This window comes from Methanobrevibacter sp., assembly GCF_045646045.1.
Classification (GTDB): domain Archaea; phylum Methanobacteriota; class Methanobacteria; order Methanobacteriales; family Methanobacteriaceae; genus Methanocatella.
On the sequence record NZ_JAZRJY010000139.1, the window covers coordinates 37320 to 56282 of the forward strand.

Annotated in this window: 26 protein-coding genes; 25 read left to right on the plus strand and 1 reads right to left on the minus strand. The window is 31.8% G+C overall.

Going from position 1 to position 18963, the window contains the following annotated elements; all coding sequences use genetic code 11:
* Positions 1–41 precede the first annotated feature (41 nt).
* From ACKI5C_RS09255 to ACKI5C_RS09275, 5 genes are all read left to right on the plus strand, one after another.
* The gene (locus tag ACKI5C_RS09255) at positions 42–782 is read left to right on the plus strand and encodes a succinylglutamate desuccinylase/aspartoacylase family protein (protein ID WP_407432839.1); all 741 of its coding nucleotides are present in this window, start codon (positions 42–44) and stop codon (positions 780–782) included.
* A gap of 111 nt (positions 783–893) precedes the next feature.
* A complete protein-coding gene (locus tag ACKI5C_RS09260) occupies positions 894–1394 on the plus strand; it encodes a DUF308 domain-containing protein (RefSeq protein ID WP_407432840.1) in 501 nt (166 codons plus the stop codon).
* A 17-nt stretch (positions 1395–1411) separates the two neighbouring features.
* The gene (locus ACKI5C_RS09265; protein ID WP_407432841.1) at positions 1412–3007 is read left to right on the plus strand and encodes an ABC1 kinase family protein; all 1596 of its coding nucleotides are present in this window, start codon (positions 1412–1414) and stop codon (positions 3005–3007) included.
* Positions 3008–3227: 220 nt separating this feature from the next.
* Positions 3228–4631 carry a pyruvate kinase gene (pyk, locus tag ACKI5C_RS09270; protein WP_407432842.1) on the plus strand — a complete coding sequence of 468 codons (1404 nt, stop codon included), beginning with the start codon at positions 3228–3230 and terminating at the stop codon, positions 4629–4631.
* Positions 4632–4757: 126 nt separating this feature from the next.
* Entirely contained in the window at positions 4758–5459 is a 702-nt protein-coding gene (locus tag ACKI5C_RS09275) for a metal-dependent hydrolase (protein WP_407432843.1), read from the plus strand.
* On the opposite strand, the gene ACKI5C_RS09280 is transcribed toward ACKI5C_RS09275, so the two are convergent.
* Entirely contained in the window at positions 5456–6421 is a 966-nt protein-coding gene (locus tag ACKI5C_RS09280) for an arsenic resistance protein (RefSeq protein WP_407432844.1), read from the minus strand. The two genes, ACKI5C_RS09275 and ACKI5C_RS09280, sit on opposite strands and share 4 nt — an antisense overlap.
* A 349-nt stretch (positions 6422–6770) precedes the next feature.
* On the opposite strand from ACKI5C_RS09280, the gene ACKI5C_RS09285 reads away from it, so the two are divergent.
* The 20 genes from ACKI5C_RS09285 (at position 6771) to ACKI5C_RS09380 (ending at position 18952) form a co-directional block, all read left to right on the plus strand.
* Entirely contained in the window at positions 6771–7085 is a 315-nt protein-coding gene (locus tag ACKI5C_RS09285; RefSeq protein ID WP_296798514.1) for a Na+/H+ antiporter subunit E, read from the plus strand.
* Between the two features lie 51 nt (positions 7086–7136).
* Complete coding sequence (locus ACKI5C_RS09290; protein ID WP_407432845.1) at positions 7137–7400, plus strand: hypothetical protein; 264 nt, start codon at positions 7137–7139, stop codon at positions 7398–7400.
* Positions 7397–7816, plus strand: a complete 420-nt coding sequence (locus tag ACKI5C_RS09295; RefSeq protein ID WP_407432846.1) for a cation:proton antiporter — start codon at positions 7397–7399, stop codon at positions 7814–7816. The genes ACKI5C_RS09290 and ACKI5C_RS09295 overlap by 4 nt, the downstream gene beginning before the upstream one ends.
* Before the next feature lies 1 nt (position 7817).
* On the plus strand, positions 7818–8051 hold the full coding sequence (locus tag ACKI5C_RS09300) for a DUF4040 domain-containing protein (RefSeq protein WP_296798517.1): 234 nt from the start codon (positions 7818–7820) through the stop codon (positions 8049–8051).
* Positions 8051–8437: a cation:proton antiporter subunit C gene (locus ACKI5C_RS09305; protein ID WP_407432847.1), complete on the plus strand. Its 387-nt coding sequence runs from the start codon at positions 8051–8053 to the stop codon at positions 8435–8437. The genes ACKI5C_RS09300 and ACKI5C_RS09305 overlap by 1 nt, the downstream gene beginning before the upstream one ends.
* Positions 8430–9887, plus strand: coding sequence for an energy conserving hydrogenase EhbF (gene ehbF, locus ACKI5C_RS09310; protein WP_407432848.1), 1458 nt, complete (start codon positions 8430–8432; stop codon positions 9885–9887). The genes ACKI5C_RS09305 and ehbF overlap by 8 nt, the downstream gene beginning before the upstream one ends.
* Positions 9884–10219 (plus strand): hydrogenase, encoded by a 336-nt coding sequence (locus ACKI5C_RS09315; protein ID WP_407432849.1) that lies wholly within the window; start codon positions 9884–9886, stop codon positions 10217–10219. Before ehbF ends, ACKI5C_RS09315 begins: the two co-directional genes overlap by 4 nt.
* Positions 10212–10487 (plus strand): EhbH, encoded by a 276-nt coding sequence (locus ACKI5C_RS09320; protein WP_407432850.1) that lies wholly within the window; start codon positions 10212–10214, stop codon positions 10485–10487. Before ACKI5C_RS09315 ends, ACKI5C_RS09320 begins: the two co-directional genes overlap by 8 nt.
* On the plus strand, positions 10484–10957 hold the full coding sequence (locus ACKI5C_RS09325) for an MnhB domain-containing protein (protein ID WP_407432851.1): 474 nt from the start codon (positions 10484–10486) through the stop codon (positions 10955–10957). The genes ACKI5C_RS09320 and ACKI5C_RS09325 overlap by 4 nt, the downstream gene beginning before the upstream one ends.
* On the plus strand, positions 10954–11205 hold the full coding sequence (locus ACKI5C_RS09330) for an energy-converting hydrogenase B subunit J (protein ID WP_407432852.1): 252 nt from the start codon (positions 10954–10956) through the stop codon (positions 11203–11205). The genes ACKI5C_RS09325 and ACKI5C_RS09330 overlap by 4 nt, the downstream gene beginning before the upstream one ends.
* An 11-nt stretch (positions 11206–11216) precedes the next feature.
* Positions 11217–12617, plus strand: a complete 1401-nt coding sequence (locus ACKI5C_RS09335) for a 4Fe-4S binding protein (RefSeq protein WP_407432853.1) — start codon at positions 11217–11219, stop codon at positions 12615–12617.
* On the plus strand, positions 12618–13103 hold the full coding sequence (locus tag ACKI5C_RS09340; protein ID WP_407432854.1) for a 4Fe-4S binding protein: 486 nt from the start codon (positions 12618–12620) through the stop codon (positions 13101–13103). It abuts the gene before it with no gap.
* Positions 13104–13550: an NADH-quinone oxidoreductase subunit B family protein gene (locus ACKI5C_RS09345; protein ID WP_292609774.1), complete on the plus strand. Its 447-nt coding sequence runs from the start codon at positions 13104–13106 to the stop codon at positions 13548–13550.
* Positions 13551–13562: 12 nt separating this feature from the next.
* The gene (locus ACKI5C_RS09350; protein ID WP_407432855.1) at positions 13563–14690 is read left to right on the plus strand and encodes a nickel-dependent hydrogenase large subunit; all 1128 of its coding nucleotides are present in this window, start codon (positions 13563–13565) and stop codon (positions 14688–14690) included.
* A 4-nt stretch (positions 14691–14694) separates the two neighbouring features.
* Positions 14695–15693 (plus strand): respiratory chain complex I subunit 1 family protein, encoded by a 999-nt coding sequence (locus ACKI5C_RS09355; protein WP_407432856.1) that lies wholly within the window; start codon positions 14695–14697, stop codon positions 15691–15693.
* Between the two features lie 13 nt (positions 15694–15706).
* Positions 15707–15970, plus strand: a complete 264-nt coding sequence (locus ACKI5C_RS09360) for an energy-converting hydrogenase B subunit P (RefSeq protein WP_407432857.1) — start codon at positions 15707–15709, stop codon at positions 15968–15970.
* The gene (locus tag ACKI5C_RS09365; RefSeq protein ID WP_407432858.1) at positions 15963–16622 is read left to right on the plus strand and encodes a DUF5612 domain-containing protein; all 660 of its coding nucleotides are present in this window, start codon (positions 15963–15965) and stop codon (positions 16620–16622) included. The genes ACKI5C_RS09360 and ACKI5C_RS09365 overlap by 8 nt, the downstream gene beginning before the upstream one ends.
* A gap of 124 nt (positions 16623–16746) precedes the next feature.
* Positions 16747–17583, plus strand: coding sequence for an amino acid ABC transporter substrate-binding protein (locus ACKI5C_RS09370; RefSeq protein ID WP_407432859.1), 837 nt, complete (start codon positions 16747–16749; stop codon positions 17581–17583).
* 25 nt (positions 17584–17608) lie between these two features.
* The gene (locus tag ACKI5C_RS09375) at positions 17609–18259 is read left to right on the plus strand and encodes an amino acid ABC transporter permease (protein ID WP_407432860.1); all 651 of its coding nucleotides are present in this window, start codon (positions 17609–17611) and stop codon (positions 18257–18259) included.
* Between the two features lie 9 nt (positions 18260–18268).
* Positions 18269–18952, plus strand: a complete 684-nt coding sequence (locus tag ACKI5C_RS09380; RefSeq protein WP_407432861.1) for an amino acid ABC transporter ATP-binding protein — start codon at positions 18269–18271, stop codon at positions 18950–18952.
* The last annotated feature ends 11 nt before the right edge of the window (positions 18953–18963 follow it).

The window sequence follows — 18963 nt, forward strand, 5'->3', positions numbered from 1 at the left end:
AAATAAAAATATTAAATAAGACTTTGATTTAATTAATAAATATGGATTTCGATATGCTAGATGATTTTGAAAATGTGGAAATGAGTTATGTTTCTTTTTTATCCCGAGGATATATTGCAAAAAACAAACACATCTTTGAAAAAATTAAATTAACATCATTTACTAAATTTGTTTTGGAATCTTGTATTTATGGAACTCCAATTTTTAAAATAGGGAATTCCGGTAACAGATTACTTATTTTATCCGGAATTCATGGAAATGAATTACCTCCTCAATTAGCTAATTTGGAATTATTGAATGAATTAATGGGTAAAGACTTGAACAATACGATTTATTTTATTCCATTCGCCAGTCCAAAATCAACAATGAACAATGAAAGAACATTCAATGAACTAGATTTAAACAGAGCTGCACATATTAACAATTCTTTAAGTAATATGATTATTCAGGCAGTGGAGGATTTAAAAATTGATGCTGTAGCTGATTTTCACTCAACAGCATATAATAGTAATCCAGGTTTTGAGTCTGTATTTTCCTCAAGTAATCCTTCTCCTGAAAGTGTTTTGATAGCACGGTATATGTCAGATGATGTCGGCAGTGAAATTATTTGCTGTGATGTAGCAGGTTTAAATTATAATGGTGCTGTGGAGGATGTATGCAATTTAAGAGGAATCCCTGCCATTACATGTGAAGTTGTATCTCCTTTTGCTTCTATAGGCAAAGGAAGTTTTGAAAAATCATTGGAGCAGATGAAATCTTTTTTAGATTATTTCGGCATGTAGTTGAAATATTTCATTTACCTTTTTTGAGTTTTTTTAGATGTTTTTCCATTATATTATTATTAAAACTTAAATAATATTTTTCTATAAACTATTAAGTGTAGGTGATTTATTATGGATTATGGAAAAGTACTTGGAATAATATTCATAATATTGGGTATACTTTTTATAGTCTATCCATTCTATAGTGCAACCGCAGTATCATGGATTGCGGGTATATGTTTAATTGTATTTGGTTTTGCTTCCATTATTAGTGGATTTTCCGTATGGAGCATGATGGCCCATGTTTCAATAATTAATATTCTGCTGGGAATACTCGCAATGCTTTTAGGATTCTTATTTATTTATCAAATTGATGCTTTATCTTTCCTTCTTGCATATCAATTTTTCTTAATTGCTTTTGTAATGGTACTTTTCGGTATTTTTGGTATTTTTTCTGGACCGGACGTATTATCAAAAGTTGCTTCAGCATTGATTTTTATTTTAGGTATACTAACTGTGATTTTAGCCTTTTATTCAATCGCACAGCCTTTATATGCAGCAATTTTTGTCGGAATATGTCTAATTCTTGAAGGTATAGTCTTTTTCGTATCCGGTAATGCTATTGAAAGTTAATTGTTTAAGTGATATGTATGGATAAAGAAACAAAGCAGCGTTTGCATGAAATTAGAGATGCCTTAAAAAAATATGGCTTCGATAAAATTTTAGGTCAAACTGCAAAAAGTAAATTACGCTCAAGAGATGAGGAAGTAGAAAATAATATTTTATTGGATGATGATGTTCCTGTAAAATTAAGATTAATGCTTCAGGAATTGGGAACTACATTTATCAAATTAGGGCAGCTGTTAAGTACCCGGCCGGATATTGTAGGGGATAAAATTGCAGATGAACTGGCTAACTTGCAGGATGACAATCCTGCTATAAGCTATGATCAGGTTAAAGCAATAGTTGAAAGAGAACTTAACGGTAATATTGATGAATTATTTGAAGATTTTTCAAAACAACATTTGGCAACAGCTTCTATAGGACAAGTTCATGAAGCTAAGTTAATTACTGGTGAACGTGTTGCAGTTAAAATTCAAAAAGAAGGAATTACTGATAAAATCGACCTTGATTTAAGGATAATGAAATATGTTGCTAATCGTGCTGATAGATGGAATGCCGATCTTAGAAAATTAAACTTGCCGGGAATAATGGATGAATTTGACCGGACTATTCACAAAGAAATAGATTATAATAATGAATTCATGAATATGCAACGTATTGGATTGAATTTTGCTGAAAATCCGTACATTCATATCCCTACTACTTATCCTGAATATTGTACATCTAAAGTTTTAACAATGGAATTCATAGATGGTGCAAAATTAAATGATGTATATGAAAGTACAGGCGATGAGTACGATAAGAAATTTTTAGCAAAAAGTATTCTTGATTCCTATCTTCAACAACTGTTCATTGATGGATTTTTCCATGGGGACCCTCATCCTGGTAATATAATGATTTTAGAAAATAATGTTGTATGTTATCTTGATTTAGGTATGATGGGAGTCTTTGATGAAGAATTTAAAAAGAATCTATCTGAATTAATGGTTTTATTCGTAGACCAGGACATTGACGGATTAATAAATCAATTAATGTATATGGATATCCTTGATTATGATATTGATACAAGAACTCTGAAAAGGGACTTAAACGATTTATTCGGAAGATACTTTGGTGTAGAACTCAATCGTTTCAATGGAGTTTTAGAAGAGCTGCTTAATCTCATGCAGGATTATGGAGTTATTCTTCCAAATGAATTTGTCACAATGGCAAGGGGTCTATCAATGATTGAAGCTATTGCGCAGAATCTTGATCCGGAAATTGATGTTTTCGCTTCAATTAAACCGGTTGCCAAACAAATTGCCAGACAAAGAATGGATCCTAGAAAGTATCTAAAAAGCAAAAAAAGCAACATAATCTTATATGAACACATGCTTCATGCTTTACCAAAAATTCTTACAAGGCTTGTTCACAAGGTTGATAATGAAGAATTGCAATTCAGATTGGAAGTTGACATTACAGATAAGGTTACAATCATTGCATTAGTGTCTGCTCTTATAATTGGTTCTTCAGTTGTTTCATTTGGACCAAGGGCATTTGACATGCCAGTTATTTCTTTAATTGGTTATATATTGGCCATAATTTTAAGTATTATTGGTATTAGGAAGTTTGTATTAAAATAAATCTAAAAAAGAGGAATTAATTTTCCTCAAAAATTATTTTTTTTCTAAAATCACACATTCTTATTTTCTTTAAATGAAACATTAGTAAAATTAGGTTTCATTATCCATATATTCACAAATTATATAAATTCTCATTTAATAATTATTAATTGTTTAGAATAATTTTTGAATTATTTACTATTTTGATTTTAAATTAAAAATCTTATTTGGAGAGGGTTGTGTGAAAAAAACAAAAATTATAAGCACCATTGGTCCGGCATCGGATTCTGTAGAAACTATGAAAGAAATGGTTAACAAAGGTATGGATTGTGCGCGTATTAATCTTAGTCATGCTACAGAAGAGAATATATTGAAGATATTGAGTGTTGTTCAAAAAGTACGAATAGCATGTGATGTTCCTATAGCTATTATGTATGATACCAAGGGGCCTGAGTTCAGATCATTAACATTTGAGGACGGAGGCATAACTCTACAAAAAGATGATACAATTAAAATGAGTAAAAATTGTCCAATTGGTAATAAAGAAGAATTTGGAGTTAATCACAATAATGCAATTGATTTCATTGAAATTGGGGACAAAGTACTTGTAGATAATGCTTTACTTGAATTCGATGTTATTGATAAGAAAGATGATTTTGTTGTATTAAAAGCCTTGGATGATGGAAAAATTCAGGATCACAAATCAATTAATGTTCCTGGTGTTAATTTAAGATTAAATTTCATGAGTGATGTAGATAAAAAGGATATTACTTTTGCAGCACAGCATTCCTGTGATTATTTGGCATTGTCATTTGTAAATAAAAAAGAGAATGTAATAGAAGCCCGTAAAATAATTGAGGAAGCCGGAGGGGATTGCCTTATTATTTCAAAAATCGAAAGTCACCAGGGCATTGAAAATATAGATGAAATAATTGAAGAATCTGACGGTATTATGATAGCTAGGGGTGATTTGGGTGTAGATGTTCCAATGGAAGAGTTACCAATGCTTCAAAAGGAAATTATTACAAAATGTCGCCAGAAAGGCAAGTTTGCTATTGTTGCCACTGAAATGCTGGCTTCCATGTATGAAAGTCCTAGACCTACAAGAGCGGAGGTTTCGGATGTGGCTAATGCAATATTGGACGGAACTGACTGTGTGATGTTGTCCGGAGAGACTACTATTGGAAAGTATCCCATAGATGCAGTTGAAACAATGGGTAAGATATGTGAATATGTAGAATCCACCATTGATTATACAAAACACGTTGCCTACAAAGGAAACGTTGGCATTAGTGATACCATTTCTAAATTGGTTAGGGATGCCGTCGAATATGCGGACATTAAATTGATTGTTACACCTACTATGTCTGGTTTTACTGCTCGAAAAATTAGTAATTTAAGACCAAACTCTATAATCTTGGCCTGTTGTCCGTCTTATCGTATTGCAGATAAAGTAATTTTAAATTTTGGTGTTAAACCGGTAATTACTGATGTATATGAAAGCACTGATAAAATGGTTGAAAATGCAAGAAAAATGGCTAAACAAGAATTTAATCTAAAAGATGGGGATTTAATAGCAGTTACTGGAGGATTTCCATTAGGTGAATCAAAACGAACTAATTATTTAAGAATTATTGAAATATGATTATCAAATGTCAATATAATGCATTATTCATATTTTAATGGCCTGTATATTTCTGCAAATACTCTTCAAATGCTACCACTATTTACTTATTAAATATATTTAATATATTTGAATAAGGTGATAATGTTGTCCTCTTATAAAGGCCATTCTCTATTTGCATTAATATTAGCACTGATGTTTTCATTTAATCCTCTAATAATTGCCTTGGTTATTATTGGTGCAAATATTCCTGATTTTGATCACAAATTCAGAAAAGAGCATGTCTATAAGTTGATAATTTTGGGATTATTGATTTTTATATCATTATATATCCTAAATCTACCTTACTATATTGGTTTAATTATAGTATTTCTAGGTTTAACCTTTTATTTTTCAGAGCACAGAAGTTTTACACATTCTATCCCTGGAATAATAATTTTGGCTTCGGCTACTGCATTAATCTTAATATGGGCTTGGCAATTAATTGTCAATGTAACTGTCCTTTCAAATAACTACTTAATTGCCATATTGATTGCTCTTTTAAGTTTTTTATTCTTAAATAAAAGGTTATTGCCTATTTTTATTCCATTATTTTTTATCTCAGTAGTGATTTTACAAACATTTGAAATAACTTATATTCAAATTGTATTATCACTATTTTTAGGATTGTTTTCACATGTTGTGCTTGATGCAACAACGCCTGCAGGAGTTAAATTATTTGCTCCAATATCATCTAAAGAGTATTATAAGAATTTTGCGATTGCTTCAATATTTATTTTAATAATATTGGCTTTAATTTGCCGTGCACCATTTTTATTTTCGATTTTTGAAAATTTTATTAGATATTAATATATTTTGCAGGTAAAAAACAGACCGGATTTTTTAACCCATAAAACAAATTTGGACACGATGTATAAAATAGGCAATTCTATTAATGGACCTATTACAAGAGCAATAGCTATTAATTCTCTGCCGGGAAATGAGTTGATTGCAATTGCAAGAGCTAATGGTGAATTGCGTGCCAATGTCGTCATTGTTAAACTGGCATACTCTTCATATGTAAAGTTAATTTTTTCACTTAATAATAAATCTATAATCGTATTTATTGCAAAAAAGATTATTAATGGGATAAATATTGTTAAAACTGAATTTAAGTTTTTAAACAGTAAATTTCCTTCGCTATTGAATATTGCAAACACTGCCAGAGCTAAAAAAACAATCTGATATTTTGAGAAAAAACTGCTTAATTTTTCTTCCAAATCATTATTTAATATTAATTTTGTAATTTGGGCCAATACAAATGGTATTACAATAACAAGTAACAATGAATATCCAAGATCAGTATAATTCATTGAATTATTGCTTGAAAAGAAAATTATTAAATATATCGGCAGCAATACAATCTGCAGGATTAAATTAATTGGAAGCAATGATAAACTTAAATTTAAGTCTCCTTTTGCCATTTTGGTAAATACTAAATACCAGTCAGTACATGGAGTTAATATTAACATAAAAAATCCAATAAAAATGTCGATATTTCCATTTAAAAATAGATTTCCTAAAAAATAACCGAATAATGGTGTCCATATAAAATTGATAATAATGCTTGTTGATGTAAATTTAAGGTTTTTAAAACTTTTTTTCAAGTCTTTAAGAGGTATCTCTAAAAATAATCCGTATAACATTAAGCATAAGAATAAACTAGTTAGATTTCCAATATTGTTTGCAATAAAATCAACATTGCTTAAAATCAATCCTATTGCTATTGCTGTTATCAATATTATTGGTTCTAGCTTTTCTATTATATTCATATAAACACCATTTTTAGGTATGACTAAATTTTTGTTATTTAAATTATATAAAGTTATTTTTTCCAGGTTTTCTAGGATATTATAAAAACTGTTTAATCATATTTGTATTATTAAATATTAAACAAGAATTTATGTTATTATTTTTCTATATTATTCTATATGGTGCGATTTAAAATCCATTTTTAATAATTCTATTAATTTAATAATTTTAAACTTGATTTTACACATATTTTTTTTTAAATTTTTTTTCAAAAGCATACATTTATAATAAATAATCATGATAAATATTACTGTATATTTATTTAGTCAATTTTTTGACTTAAAATTCAATTGAAATGGAGCTTGTTTAATGTTTTTGACTAGAATTGTTTATGGAATTATTTATTTCTTAGACCTTATTTACGAAATTATTAAATCAACAATTGATGTTACATTTAATAAGATTATGAGAAGAGATATTAATCCTGTAGTTATTGATGTCGAAACAGTTTTAGAAAGACCTGTTTCACAGACAATTTTGGCAAATAGTATTTCATTAACTCCAGGAACTTTATCTATAGATTTAGATTCTGAAAATCAAATTATTAAAGTAGCTGCTATTTCTCCAAGAAGTAAAGAGGATATTATTCCTTTTGAACCATATATTAAGAAGATGTTAGAGTAGATTTATTTAAATGACACTTCTTTATATTCAAATTAATTGAGTGGGATATTGATGGACATATTGCTTATTTCAAAATATATTTTAATCATAGCACTCGTCATAATGATGTTTGCTGCTCTAAGGGTAAGTGCTTATAGAACTACCTCAATGGGACTGCTTGGAAGTTCTGTTGTAGTTGTAGCTTTTGCTGTAGCTTTACTTGCTTTTGGTGATTTGTATAATCTCGCTTTTTATAGGGATATATCATTAGCTTTAATATTCTTTGGATTTGTAGGTACTGTTGCTTTTGCTGTTGTTGCTGGGGGCGATAAATGATGGTTGTTGAACTTATACAATCAATCCTCCTATTAATTGCAGCATTTATGGTAATTGTATCTGCTGTTGGTCTTGTAACTCTTTCTAGTAATAGGAAGAATGCTGTTTATGGGAGAATCCATATTGTTGGAATTTTTGATATTGCTTGTATCATTGCAATGATTGGTTTGGGCCAATATCTACTTGCAGGAATATACTTTATTCTAGCACCGTTTACAGCTCATGCAATAGCTAATGCATTCTATAAAAGTGAAGATGTTGAGAATAATGCTGAATTAAATGTTGTTGAAGAAAATGATTCAAATCCGTTTATAGTTAACAAATCCAAGGTTCAGGTATTGGAAGATAAGGATTCTGAAAAACTTAAAGCTGATGATCGTTTCACAATTTCAATGTTAGATATTGAGGAGGAGTAAGATGATAGAATTTATATTAATGATTATAACTATTGTAAGTGCTATTCTTGCTCTTATTCAAAAAGATTTATTAAAAGCAGCAATATTAACTGGATTTTCTGGCGGAGCACTCGCAGTTTTATTCCAAATATTACTTGCACCTGATGTTGCATTAACTCAGGCTATTGTTGGTGCAGCTATTGTTCCGGTATTTATTGCTTTGGCTGTTAAAAAGACACAAAGGAGGGATGCATAATGGCTGAAACTCAACTTGCTATATTATTTACTTCTATTGCTTTGGTTGTCGTTGGTCTTTATGCTGCAATCTTTGTAGATAATATCATTAAAAAAATCATTGGTATTAGCTTTATAGAAGAGGGAGCCAATTTATTCATAGTTGGAATTGGTTATAAAGCTGGAGGTATTGTTCCGATTTTAATGCCAAATATGGATCCTGCATGGTTTGCATCAAATGCTTCCTATCCACTGCCTTATGGTTTAGTACTTACTAGTATAGTAATTGGGGCCAGTACTCTTGCAGTCATGCTTGCTTTGGTAATGGTTCTTTACAGAAAATATGGAACATTAAGTACTAGTGTAATGTTGGCTGACACATCAAAACAGGAGGAATACAATGAATGAATTAATTCCATTGATGGTTATTGTTCCTATGATGGCAGCATTACTTTTAAGTGCTTTTTCAAAATATGATAAACTTATTAGAATTTTAGCATTTGTGGTTGCAATTTGTTTGCCGATAATTCCGATAATATCAAATTACGGTCTACACTTCTTTGGCGGATACGAACCAATGGTAGATAATGTAACGAACATACTTTATCATCCGGCTATTACATATTCATTTGACTTTATGCAGCAATGTTTCATTGCAATGATTGGTCTTTTGACATTTTTAGTAGTCTTTATTTACTTAAGCAAGTATAAAAAAGTTTCAGGACCTTATTTGTTCTTATTGTTCATGGGTACTTCTGCTGCAACAGCATTATTATTGACTGATGATATCTTCCACATGTTTGTGTTCTTTGAAATACTGGCACTTGCACAGGTAGGTATTGTAGCAGCTTCATCAATTGAATATAGTTATGAAATGGCCTTAAAATACATGATTTTAGGTTCTATCGGAAGTCCAATGATGCTTTTAGGAATTGGATTCCTATTGGCTATGACAGGTACTGTTAATGTTACTGACATTGTAGCAATTATACGTGGAGGTCTTTTAAACATTACTTCTCCAGTATTCTTGTTATCTTTAGGTTTAATATTCTTTGGATGGTTATATGCATCTGGTTTACCACCATTCCACACTATTAAATCTGGTATTTACAGTAAAGCAGAACCTCATGCAGCAGCTTTACTTCAATCATTTACTGTTATTTCAATGATTTCAATTGTCATTATAATGTTTAGAATCTACTCATCATTACCGATATTTGAAGTCTTTATAGTATTGTTTTCAGTTATAGCAATGATATTGGGTGTATCAATGGCTTTAACTCAAACAGACTTTAGACGTATGATTGGATTTTTGGCTGTTGGAGAACTTGGTTTTATAGGTTTAGGTATAGGTCTTGGAACTCAATTTGCTTTAACTGCTGGTTTGTTCCAGGCTTTAAATGAAATTGTTATTACTGCATTGTTATTCATCGGATTTGGAGCTATTGTCCATTCCACCAATGAAGTTGATACCCGTAAATTGGGAGGTCTTTTAGCTTATCACCCTAAAGTTGGAATAATGCTATTGATTGGTGGTTTAGCTATGGCTGGTGTACCTCCTTTAAACGGTTTCCAATCTAAATTAATGCTTGTTCAAGCTTCTTTAAGTTGTGGTTATCCTGAATTGTCCATCTTAACTATAATGGTCAGCATTGCTACTTTCGTAGTATTTGTTAAGACATTCTACTCTATGTTTTTAAGACCAAAACCACATGATTTAGAAGTTGCTGATAAAGAGGTTCCAAAAGCAATGGTTTTCACAATGCTAATACTGTTAATTGTTATTTTCGCATTAGGTTTATTCCCTAATGTTGTAACTAGTGGAATTTCTAACTATGTAGGAGGATTGTTACTATGAAGCTTTATGATCAACTATTTTATGTTGTAAAAAGGTTTAAAAAGTTATTCTCTCCTGGTCCAGTAACCAATGCTGATGTTTCAGGAAGTATTACTGCAGAAATATTTATAATTGTTTCAATAGTGATTGCAAGTTTATTGCTTAGACATGTCAGTGTTTTGCTTGCAGGATTGGTTACTTTAATATTGGCTGTTGTGTTAATAACAAATATTCCACTTATTCCTAAATTCAGAATTGAACAAGAGGATTCATTAAATAAAATGTTATTCTATGCTATTATTGTTTTAGGATTTATTGTTATATTCTTATACTGGGGTGGTAATCTTGTCTAATACTATTCGAAATCTATTTGCTGCTGTTATAACTGCATTATTATCTGTTACATTATTTGATGCAGTTTTTCATGTTAGTAAAATGATTACTCCTGGTGTAAGTAATATTTATAATGCGTTGGGAACTAAAATTGCGCCAAACATGGTAACTGCTGTTATTTTCGATTTCAGAGGTTATGATACCTTGGGTGAATCAATCATACTTTTAACTGCAGGACTTGTTGTTTTACTTGTATTTGGAAGAGGAAGATTAGGGGGTAAACTATGAGTCAAATTCTTAAATTAATAGCTTTACCGGTTTCAATTATTTTAATTTGTCTAGGTATAATGACTATTCTGGGAGGGCACATAACTCCTGGTGGAGGTTTCCAAGGAGGAGCAATGATTGCTGCAGGTGTTATATTATCAATCCTTGTTTATGGATTAGGTAATTCTCCTATAGAATTTTCACATACTTATATTGATGTATTTGAATCAATTGGAGCATTAGGTTATATTGTTTTAGGTTTGGTAGGTTTATTTGCAGGAGGATTTTTCCTGTATAATGTTGGAGCAGATATATTCAATATTATTCCGGCATCTATTCAAACTGTATTCCATTATCCTGATACAACTAATGCAGGTATTATTCCTTACTTAAATATATTTGTAGGTTTAAAAGTATTTGTAGGATTAAGTGCTATTGTAATTGCATTTGCAGGATTTAAAAAACTTGTTGAGGAGGATGCTGAACAATGATAGTTATAGGGCCAATCATATTTGGATTAATTCTAGGTTTAATTATCGGATCCCAAATTAAAACGGGTAATATCAGCGATACTTCATTTAAGACTTCCTCTTATGTAGTTATTATAATTGCTGCATTAATAATGGCATGGCAACTGGGTGAATTCCCATTTTATGATTTTGTTCCATTATCATCAGCATTTGTATCAGCTTTAATCGGTGTTTTGTTGTCTAAATTAATATTCGCAAGGAGTAGCTAAGGGGTGTTATAATGTTTTTATCAACTAATACATGTGATGGAAAAGGAGAGTGTATTAAACAATGTCCTACAAAAGCGATTCGTTTAATTAATGGAAAGGCTTTTAGCTGTCTTACTTGTGGAATCTGTTATGAAAACTGTCCAAATGATGCTATATTCGTTAATAATTATGGGGGATATGTTATAGACAGAGCCAAATGTAACGGCTGTGGAATATGTATGTATAACTGTCCAACAAATAATATTCACATTGAGGATGGTATTGTTTACGGGTTATGTTCCCGTTGTGGTGTCTGCGCTGAAATATGTCCATCAAGAGTGGATGGGGCAGAATTTACTCGTGAAAAACAAATCAATTTTATCCAGTCAATGAATGTGCTGATTCCGAACATTGATAATCTTCCTTTAAAATCAGAAAAAGTTAAAGAAGTAACGAGAGGATACTTTGGAACGGATATTGAAAAATGTATATTCTGTGGAAGATGTTCTGAATACTGTCCTGAAGGCGCAATTGATGTTGTTCAGGATAGGGCTGATGGAATTTGCCGTGAATGCAGATTATGTTATGATGTCTGTCCTAACGGTTCTATGAATAAATTCCAAATGATTAAAAAGGATACATGTACGCTATGTCTTAACTGTATGAAAGCCTGTCCAAATAATGCAATATCAATGGACGACTTTAAATTGGTTGTAAATAAACTCAATCAGGAACCTGCAGGTCATATTGTATCCTGTCTTAACTGTGGATTATGTTCTGATTTATGTGAAAACGGATCTCTTATTAAAGATGATTCCAGATTAAGATATGATCCGACAAAAGATGTTGATTCAACTCATGATGTAGCTATTGATCATTGTCCGGTCAAATCATTACATGAAGACGATGAAATGTTTATCTATGATGAATTTGAAGAAACAGAAATCCCTGCACTATCAGGATTTTGTGTAAGCTGCGGAAAATGTGTTCAAGTCTGTGATGTAGTCAATGCAAGAACATATAAAGTCGCTAGCTGGGATGGCAGTGTTTCTGATGATTGTATTTCATGCGGAATATGTTGTGAGGTATGTCAGGAAGATGCAATTACATTATATAGGGGCACAATATCTGTAAAATTGGATAAATGTATTTTATGTGAGAATTGTGCTGTTCACTGTCCGGTTGATGCGATTCCAAAATCTACAATGTATAAAAACGAAATTGTTGATGGATTCAACTTCATCGAGCAAAAATTATGTATGCATTGCGGAGTATGTCATGGAATCTGCTCATATGATGCAATTGATAAAATTGATGGTAATTTTGTGGTTAACGAAGAGAAATGTACATATTGCGGCGCATGTAAGAATGCATGTCCTGCAAGAGCATTTTTATTCGAAAGAAATTTTAAAGATTCAATAGAGGGTATTTAAATGAGTAGTTTACTTAAAATAGCTTTACAAGGAGCTTTTACTAACTTTAAAAGAATCTTTTTTGCAGCTGATAGGGTTACTGACATGGAATTGAGAAAACAAATCTCCACTCTTTCAGTAGAAGTTGATGACAGAGTTGATGAATCAGCTTGTATTGGATGTGGAGGTTGTGCCAATGTATGTCCGACAGGTGCAATTGAGATGAAAAGGCTAACAAGTCCTAAAAGATTAACTGATGATTGGATTAAAAGTGAAGTACCTGAAATTAATCTTGAAAAATGCGTTGTATGTTATTATTGTCATGATTTTTGTCCGATATTTTCACTTTATGGTCAAAAAGGAACAATTCATCCAAGTTGTGTTGGAGATCAGGAAGTTGACCTTGATTTAACTGAACCATTCAAAATTTCAGATGAAAAGCTTAAAGTCATTTCACAATATTTATCAGATAATACTGTGTTGAGAAATAGGGAGGAAGGTGATTAGATGGGAATTAAATCATTTTCAAGAGCCAGAGCAATACATGTCATGTTGGTTTACACTGGCGGATGTAACGGATGCGATATTGAAATTGTTAATTCAATTTTATCACCAAGATTTGATGCTGAACAATATAATGTGTTCTTAACTTGGAATCCTCGTGAAGCTGATGTCTTAGTCGTCACAGGTCCGGTTACACATTTAAATAGAAAACCGTTGGAGGAGATTTACAAAGCCATTCCTAATCCGAAATTGGTTGTGGCTGCTGGAAGCTGTGCTCTAATGGGTGGTGTTTATAAAAATTGTTTTGCTGATATTCCATCCGAAGAAATTGAAGGACCTGTTGAAAACATCATACCGGTTAATGCAAAAGTTCCGGGTTGTGCCGTAAGGCCTCAGGATGTTTTGGCAGGAGTAGTATCATTATTACCTACATTATTAGATGCGGATTAAAGAGGGGATTAAATGGATGAAAAAGTACCGAGAAGCAAAATTATTGAAACTGAAATTCCAATGGGTACAGTTCACCCTGCTGCATTGGAACCATATAGGGTAAGGATTTTTGTTGAAGATGAAATAGTTCAAGAGGCTGAAATTACTATTGGTGTTAATCACAGGGGGATAGAAAGAATCATGGAAGGTCTTCCTGTTCAAAAGGCAAATTCACTTACTGAAAAAATTTGTGGAATTTGTTCCAATTCACATATATGGAATTCCTGCAGAACTGCTGAAATTGGTTTAGGTATTGAAATTCCAGAGAGAGCTACTTACATTCGTGTCATAATGGGTGAACTTGAACGTTTGCATTCACACTTCTTATATTTAGCGCATGGTTGTGAAGTATTGTCTCACGAAACCTTTTTCATGAGGGTGTTCTATTTAAGGGAAATTGTAATGGAACTGCTTGCAATGATTGGAGGTAACAGAGTTCAGTACGGTTGTTCTGTTTTAGGAGGAGTCAGACCAAGATGTGATTTGGATGAAGCAAAACTGTTAAGACTTAAAAATGATATGGATGCAATAGAAGAAGGTCTTACAGGATTTGTGGAAAGATTCACTGCAGACTCTATTGTCATGTCAAGGATTGCGGGAATCGGAGTATTGCCTCAAAAACAGGCTATTGAGCTGGCAGTAACCGGACCGACCTTAAGGGCAACAGGTGTTGCAAGAGATTTAAGAACAACCATGTTTGAATATGATAACTTTGACTTTAATGTCATCACACAGCCTGACGGCGATGTTAAATCAAACTTGATTATGAGAGCTTTGGAATCATTCGAATCAATTAAACTTATCCGTCAAGCTATTGCCAATATTCCTGAAGGTAAAGTAGTCAACAGGGATTGGGAAATGTTTGACACTGATATTATTGAAAGTTATATTGAAGTTCCAAGAGGAACTCTTTATCATTCATATGCATTGGAAAGTGGAAGAGTAAGACACTGTATTATTAGAACTCCTTCAATGGCAAATATTGGAGCAATGCAATATGCCTGTATTGGAGACCATGTTACTGATGCACAATTGTGTATTGTTCAGTGTGACCCTTGTTTTACTTGCACTGATAGAGCAATAGAAATTATAAGGAGATAGAATCATGTTTGAAACTACTGTAATAAATTCAATTATAGCGCTTATAATAACTGTAGTTGTTTGTTTCTTAATATCTACATTATTGCCTGGAATTGAAAGAAAATATGTTCATGCTAGAATTCAACAAAGAATCGGACCTCCAGTCACAAGTCCTGGAATAATGGCTCCTATCAAGTTCTTATTTAAAGAAAATATAGAACCGTCTTCTCCAGTACCTGGATTATATAAGGCATTGCCGATAATATGCTTTTTCGTAGTATTGTCTATATTAATAGCTATTACTCCTTATGCATTTGCTGTTCCTGCTCTTTCAAGTTTGGTTGCAATTGTCGGTCTTTTGAAAGTTGAAGAAATATGTTATGTATTAATGGGATCTTTATCTAAATCAATAATGTCTGTTAGAATGCCTTTCCCTGACAGAATAAAAGGTGCAGCTCATTTGAATACTACACGTTCATTTATTGAGGATATAAGTGCAAAAAGATCTCTTAGAATGATTACTTATGGTTCATTCCCATTGTATTTAGCTTTATTTGCTCCTGTAACTGCTGCAAGAAGTATTTTCCTTAATGATATTGTAACTTATCAACAAGCACAAGGACCATTCTTGTTTACAGTGGCCGGTGGAATAGCAGCTATTGTATTTTTCATTGGATATATGATTATTTTAAATGAATATCCATTTTCAATAATTAAAGCTAAATGTGATGTTATTGAAGGACCATACATGGAATATGCATCAAAATATAGGTCAATTGTCTTTATTACTAGAGGATTTTTAATGTTTACATTGGGTGTTTTATTCTCAGTATTATTTATTGGAATTCCACCAAACATATTCTCTCCAACTATACTCATTAATATAGCTGTTGTTTTAGTATTTGTATTAATGATGGGAATATTTTCAGCATTTACTCCAGTATTTACAAATAGGCAACTTTTACCAACTATTCTTGGGTCTACATTGCTTGGAATATTGGCTATTGTACTGGGATTATTATAAGAGGTGAATTATTATGAAATTTGTTATGAGACCATATCATATAGTAAGTCTTGGAGGCTATATTGTAGAATGGGATTTTCCTTATAGAAATCTCATAGTAGTAAATAAAACCTCTGAACCAATAAAAGTTGAAATACCTGTATTTCATGAAGAATGGATTGCTGAGCACCGTGAATTGGGTCTTGATGTAATTCCTGTTAATCGTGAAGATAATTACTTGCGTATGTGGAAAAAGGCACATGCTGAATTGGATAAAATTAGGCAACAAAATGAATGATTATAGTATAACAATACAATCTTATGAGAAAAAGGGAGTTTTGGATGATATTACTCGCATAATCACAAATTATGGTGCTAATATCAGCTATACTCATCTTTATGTTGAAAAAAATAATATGGGTTCAATTAATTTTGAACTTGAAAATGTGGATGATATTAATAGCTTAATCAATGATTTAAATGATATTCCTGAAGTTAAATCTGTTGAATTGCATGGTTCTCAATTAGATATTTATGGAAAACGTATTATCATTGTAGGTGGCGGAGCCCAAGTATCTCAGGTTGCTATGGGTGCTATTACTGAAGCTGATAGGCATAATATCCGTGGAGAAAGGATAAGTATCGATACAATTCCATTGGTCGGTGAATATAATATTGCCGAAGCTGTTGAAGCTATTTCAAGATTGCCTAGAGTCAGTGCTTTAGTTCTTGCCGGTTCTTTAATGGGTGGTGAGATTACAGAGTCAGTTAAAAAAGTTAAAAAAGAAAATAATTTGATTGTAATCTCTTTAAATATGCCTGGAAGTGTAACTGAATTTGCCGATTTGGTTATAACTGATCCGGTTCAGGCAGGTGTTTTGGCTGTAATGTCTATTGCCGATACTGCTGTATTTGATATTGCTCGTTTGGGAGATAATATCAAATTTTAATTTTTATTATTTTTTTTTAATTTAGTATGAATTCATACCTTATAATATTAAATATATAAAAAAATAAACTATTTTTATAGAATGGAAATTTTCTATCTAAATACAATATTATTGGTGTTTATGTATGAATAAAAAAATATATTTTATTTTGGCTTTAGTCGTAATAGCCTTTTTAGTTATGGGTACTGCTAGTGCTGGCTTGTTCGACTTTTTAGGCGGCGGAAATAATAATTCTGCTAGAGTAACCAATGATAATAATACTCTTATTGTTGGTTTTGATGCTGAATTCCCACCTTATGGGTATAAAAACGGATCAGAATATGTCGGTTTTGATTTGGATTTAGCACAAGAAGTTTGTAAAAGAAACAATTGGACTTTAGTAAAACAACCAATCGACTGGGATGCAAAAGATGCTGAACTGAATTCTGGTTCAATAGATTGTATCTGGAATGGTTTCACTATAAATGGTAGAGAAAAAAGTTATACCTGGTCTGAACCTTATATCGACAATAAACAGGTTGTTGTTGTAAAGGCAGATTCTAATATCAAGTCTCTCAGTGATTTAAAAGGTAAAATTGTAGAAACACAAAAAGATTCTTCTGCACTGCACTCCCTTCAAGGAGATAATAAAACATTAGGGGAATCATTTGGTAAATTACAAGAAGTTGCAGATTATAATACTGGATTTATGGATTTAGAATCTGGAGCTTGTGATGCTGTTGCAATTGATATTGGTGTAGCAGAACACAACATCAATTCCAGAAACAGTACTACAAAATTCGTAATATTGAATGATACAATTTCATCTGAGAAATATGGTATTGGTTTCAAATTGGGTAATACTCAATTGAGAGATCAAGTACAAAAAACTTTGGATGAAATGTTTGCTGATGGTACTGTTGCTAAAATTGCAGCAAACTACACAAATGATGGTGTTCCAGGTTCCCTTATTCAAAAATAAGTTTTGAATTGAGGTAGAATAGAATATGATGTTAGAATCTATGGTAAGTCTTTTGATGGAAGGTATGATTACCTCCATCGAAATTTTCTTACTTACCTTATTATTTTCACTTCCATTAGGATTATTGATTGCATTTGGAAGGATGAGTAAATTCACTCCTCTCAGATTGATAATGAAAGTTTACATTTCTATCATGAGAGGTACACCGTTAATGTTACAATTAATTGTTGTATTTTTTGGCCCATATTATATTTTTGGAACAACTCTTTCACCGGATTATCGTTTTATAGCAGTTATAATTGCATTCTCTATGAACTATGCAGCATACTTTGCTGAAATATATAGGGGAGGTATTGAGGCTATTCCTAAAGGCCAATATGAGGCTGCACAGGTTTTAGGGTATAGTAAGATTCAAACATTTTTCATGATTATATTACCGCAGGTATTCAGAATTATTCTTCCTTCAGTAACAAACGAGGTTATTACTCTTGTAAAAGATACTTCATTATCATTTGTAATTGCAATTCCTGAAATGTTTACTGTTGCTAAACAAATTGCTGCGGCGGAGTCTTCAATTGCTGCATTGCTTGTTGCAGGTGTTTTTTATTATGTATTCAATGTACTTGTTGCATTTGTTATGGCACGTCTCGAAAAACGCTATGATTATTTAAGTTAAGGGGATATTATGAGTTTATTGGAAGTTAAAAATCTTAAAAAAAGTTTTGATGAAAATGTAGTGCTTAAAGATATTTCCCTTAATGTTGAAAAAGGTGAAGTATTGTGTATTATAGGACCTTCAGGTTCCGGTAAATCTACATTGCTTCGTTGTATCACTGATTTGGAACAGGAAGATAGTGGAGATATTAATTTTGATGGAACATTTGGATTGGTGTTTCAGGACTTTAATTTATTCCCGCATCATACCGTTTTAAAAAATATCATTAATGCGCCTTTAAAAGTTCAAAAAAGAGATAAAAATGAAGTTTTAAAATCTGCTCGTGATTTACTTAAAAAAATGGGTTTGGAAGATAAAGAGGATGCTTATCCTCATGAATTGTCTGGCGGTCAACAGCAAAGAGTTTCTATTGCTCGTGCTCTTGCAATGAATCCTGATATTTTATTTTTTGATGAACCAACTTCAGCCTTAGATCCGGAATTAACTGGGGAAATTCTTGTTGTAATTCGGGATTTGGCTGCTGAAAACATGACTATGGTGATTGTTACTCACGAAATGAGTTTTGCACGTAATGTTGGCGATAAAATAATTTTCATGGATGATGGGCATATTATTGAAGAAGGAACTCCTGAAAAGGTATTTTCTTCTGATAATGCTAGGATGAAGGAATTCCTGGGTAAATTCTATGATTAAAAAGAATTAGG

Bases quoted from the DNA above. Each gene is read 5' to 3' on its own strand.
- ACKI5C_RS09255 (WP_407432839.1), top strand. From the start codon at position 42: ATGGATTTCGATATGCTAGATGATTTTGAAAATGTGGAAATGAGTTAT.
- ACKI5C_RS09260 (WP_407432840.1), top strand. From the start codon at position 894: ATGGATTATGGAAAAGTACTTGGAATAATATTCATAATATTGGGTATA.
- ACKI5C_RS09265 (WP_407432841.1), top strand. From the start codon at position 1,412: ATGGATAAAGAAACAAAGCAGCGTTTGCATGAAATTAGAGATGCCTTA.
- ACKI5C_RS09280 (WP_407432844.1), bottom strand. From the start codon at position 6,421: ATGAATATAATAGAAAAGCTAGAACCAATAATATTGATAACAGCAATA.
- ACKI5C_RS09285 (WP_296798514.1), top strand. From the start codon at position 6,771: ATGTTTTTGACTAGAATTGTTTATGGAATTATTTATTTCTTAGACCTT.
- ACKI5C_RS09290 (WP_407432845.1), top strand. From the start codon at position 7,137: ATGGACATATTGCTTATTTCAAAATATATTTTAATCATAGCACTCGTC.
- ACKI5C_RS09295 (WP_407432846.1), top strand. From the start codon at position 7,397: ATGATGGTTGTTGAACTTATACAATCAATCCTCCTATTAATTGCAGCA.
- ACKI5C_RS09300 (WP_296798517.1), top strand. From the start codon at position 7,818: ATGATAGAATTTATATTAATGATTATAACTATTGTAAGTGCTATTCTT.
- ACKI5C_RS09305 (WP_407432847.1), top strand. From the start codon at position 8,051: ATGGCTGAAACTCAACTTGCTATATTATTTACTTCTATTGCTTTGGTT.
- ehbF (WP_407432848.1), top strand. From the start codon at position 8,430: ATGAATGAATTAATTCCATTGATGGTTATTGTTCCTATGATGGCAGCA.
- ACKI5C_RS09315 (WP_407432849.1), top strand. From the start codon at position 9,884: ATGAAGCTTTATGATCAACTATTTTATGTTGTAAAAAGGTTTAAAAAG.
- ACKI5C_RS09325 (WP_407432851.1), top strand. From the start codon at position 10,484: ATGAGTCAAATTCTTAAATTAATAGCTTTACCGGTTTCAATTATTTTA.
- ACKI5C_RS09330 (WP_407432852.1), top strand. From the start codon at position 10,954: ATGATAGTTATAGGGCCAATCATATTTGGATTAATTCTAGGTTTAATT.
- ACKI5C_RS09335 (WP_407432853.1), top strand. From the start codon at position 11,217: ATGTTTTTATCAACTAATACATGTGATGGAAAAGGAGAGTGTATTAAA.
- ACKI5C_RS09340 (WP_407432854.1), top strand. From the start codon at position 12,618: ATGAGTAGTTTACTTAAAATAGCTTTACAAGGAGCTTTTACTAACTTT.
- ACKI5C_RS09345 (WP_292609774.1), top strand. From the start codon at position 13,104: ATGGGAATTAAATCATTTTCAAGAGCCAGAGCAATACATGTCATGTTG.
- ACKI5C_RS09350 (WP_407432855.1), top strand. From the start codon at position 13,563: ATGGATGAAAAAGTACCGAGAAGCAAAATTATTGAAACTGAAATTCCA.
- ACKI5C_RS09355 (WP_407432856.1), top strand. From the start codon at position 14,695: ATGTTTGAAACTACTGTAATAAATTCAATTATAGCGCTTATAATAACT.
- ACKI5C_RS09360 (WP_407432857.1), top strand. From the start codon at position 15,707: ATGAAATTTGTTATGAGACCATATCATATAGTAAGTCTTGGAGGCTAT.
- ACKI5C_RS09365 (WP_407432858.1), top strand. From the start codon at position 15,963: ATGAATGATTATAGTATAACAATACAATCTTATGAGAAAAAGGGAGTT.
- ACKI5C_RS09370 (WP_407432859.1), top strand. From the start codon at position 16,747: ATGAATAAAAAAATATATTTTATTTTGGCTTTAGTCGTAATAGCCTTT.
- ACKI5C_RS09375 (WP_407432860.1), top strand. From the start codon at position 17,609: ATGATGTTAGAATCTATGGTAAGTCTTTTGATGGAAGGTATGATTACC.
- ACKI5C_RS09380 (WP_407432861.1), top strand. From the start codon at position 18,269: ATGAGTTTATTGGAAGTTAAAAATCTTAAAAAAAGTTTTGATGAAAAT.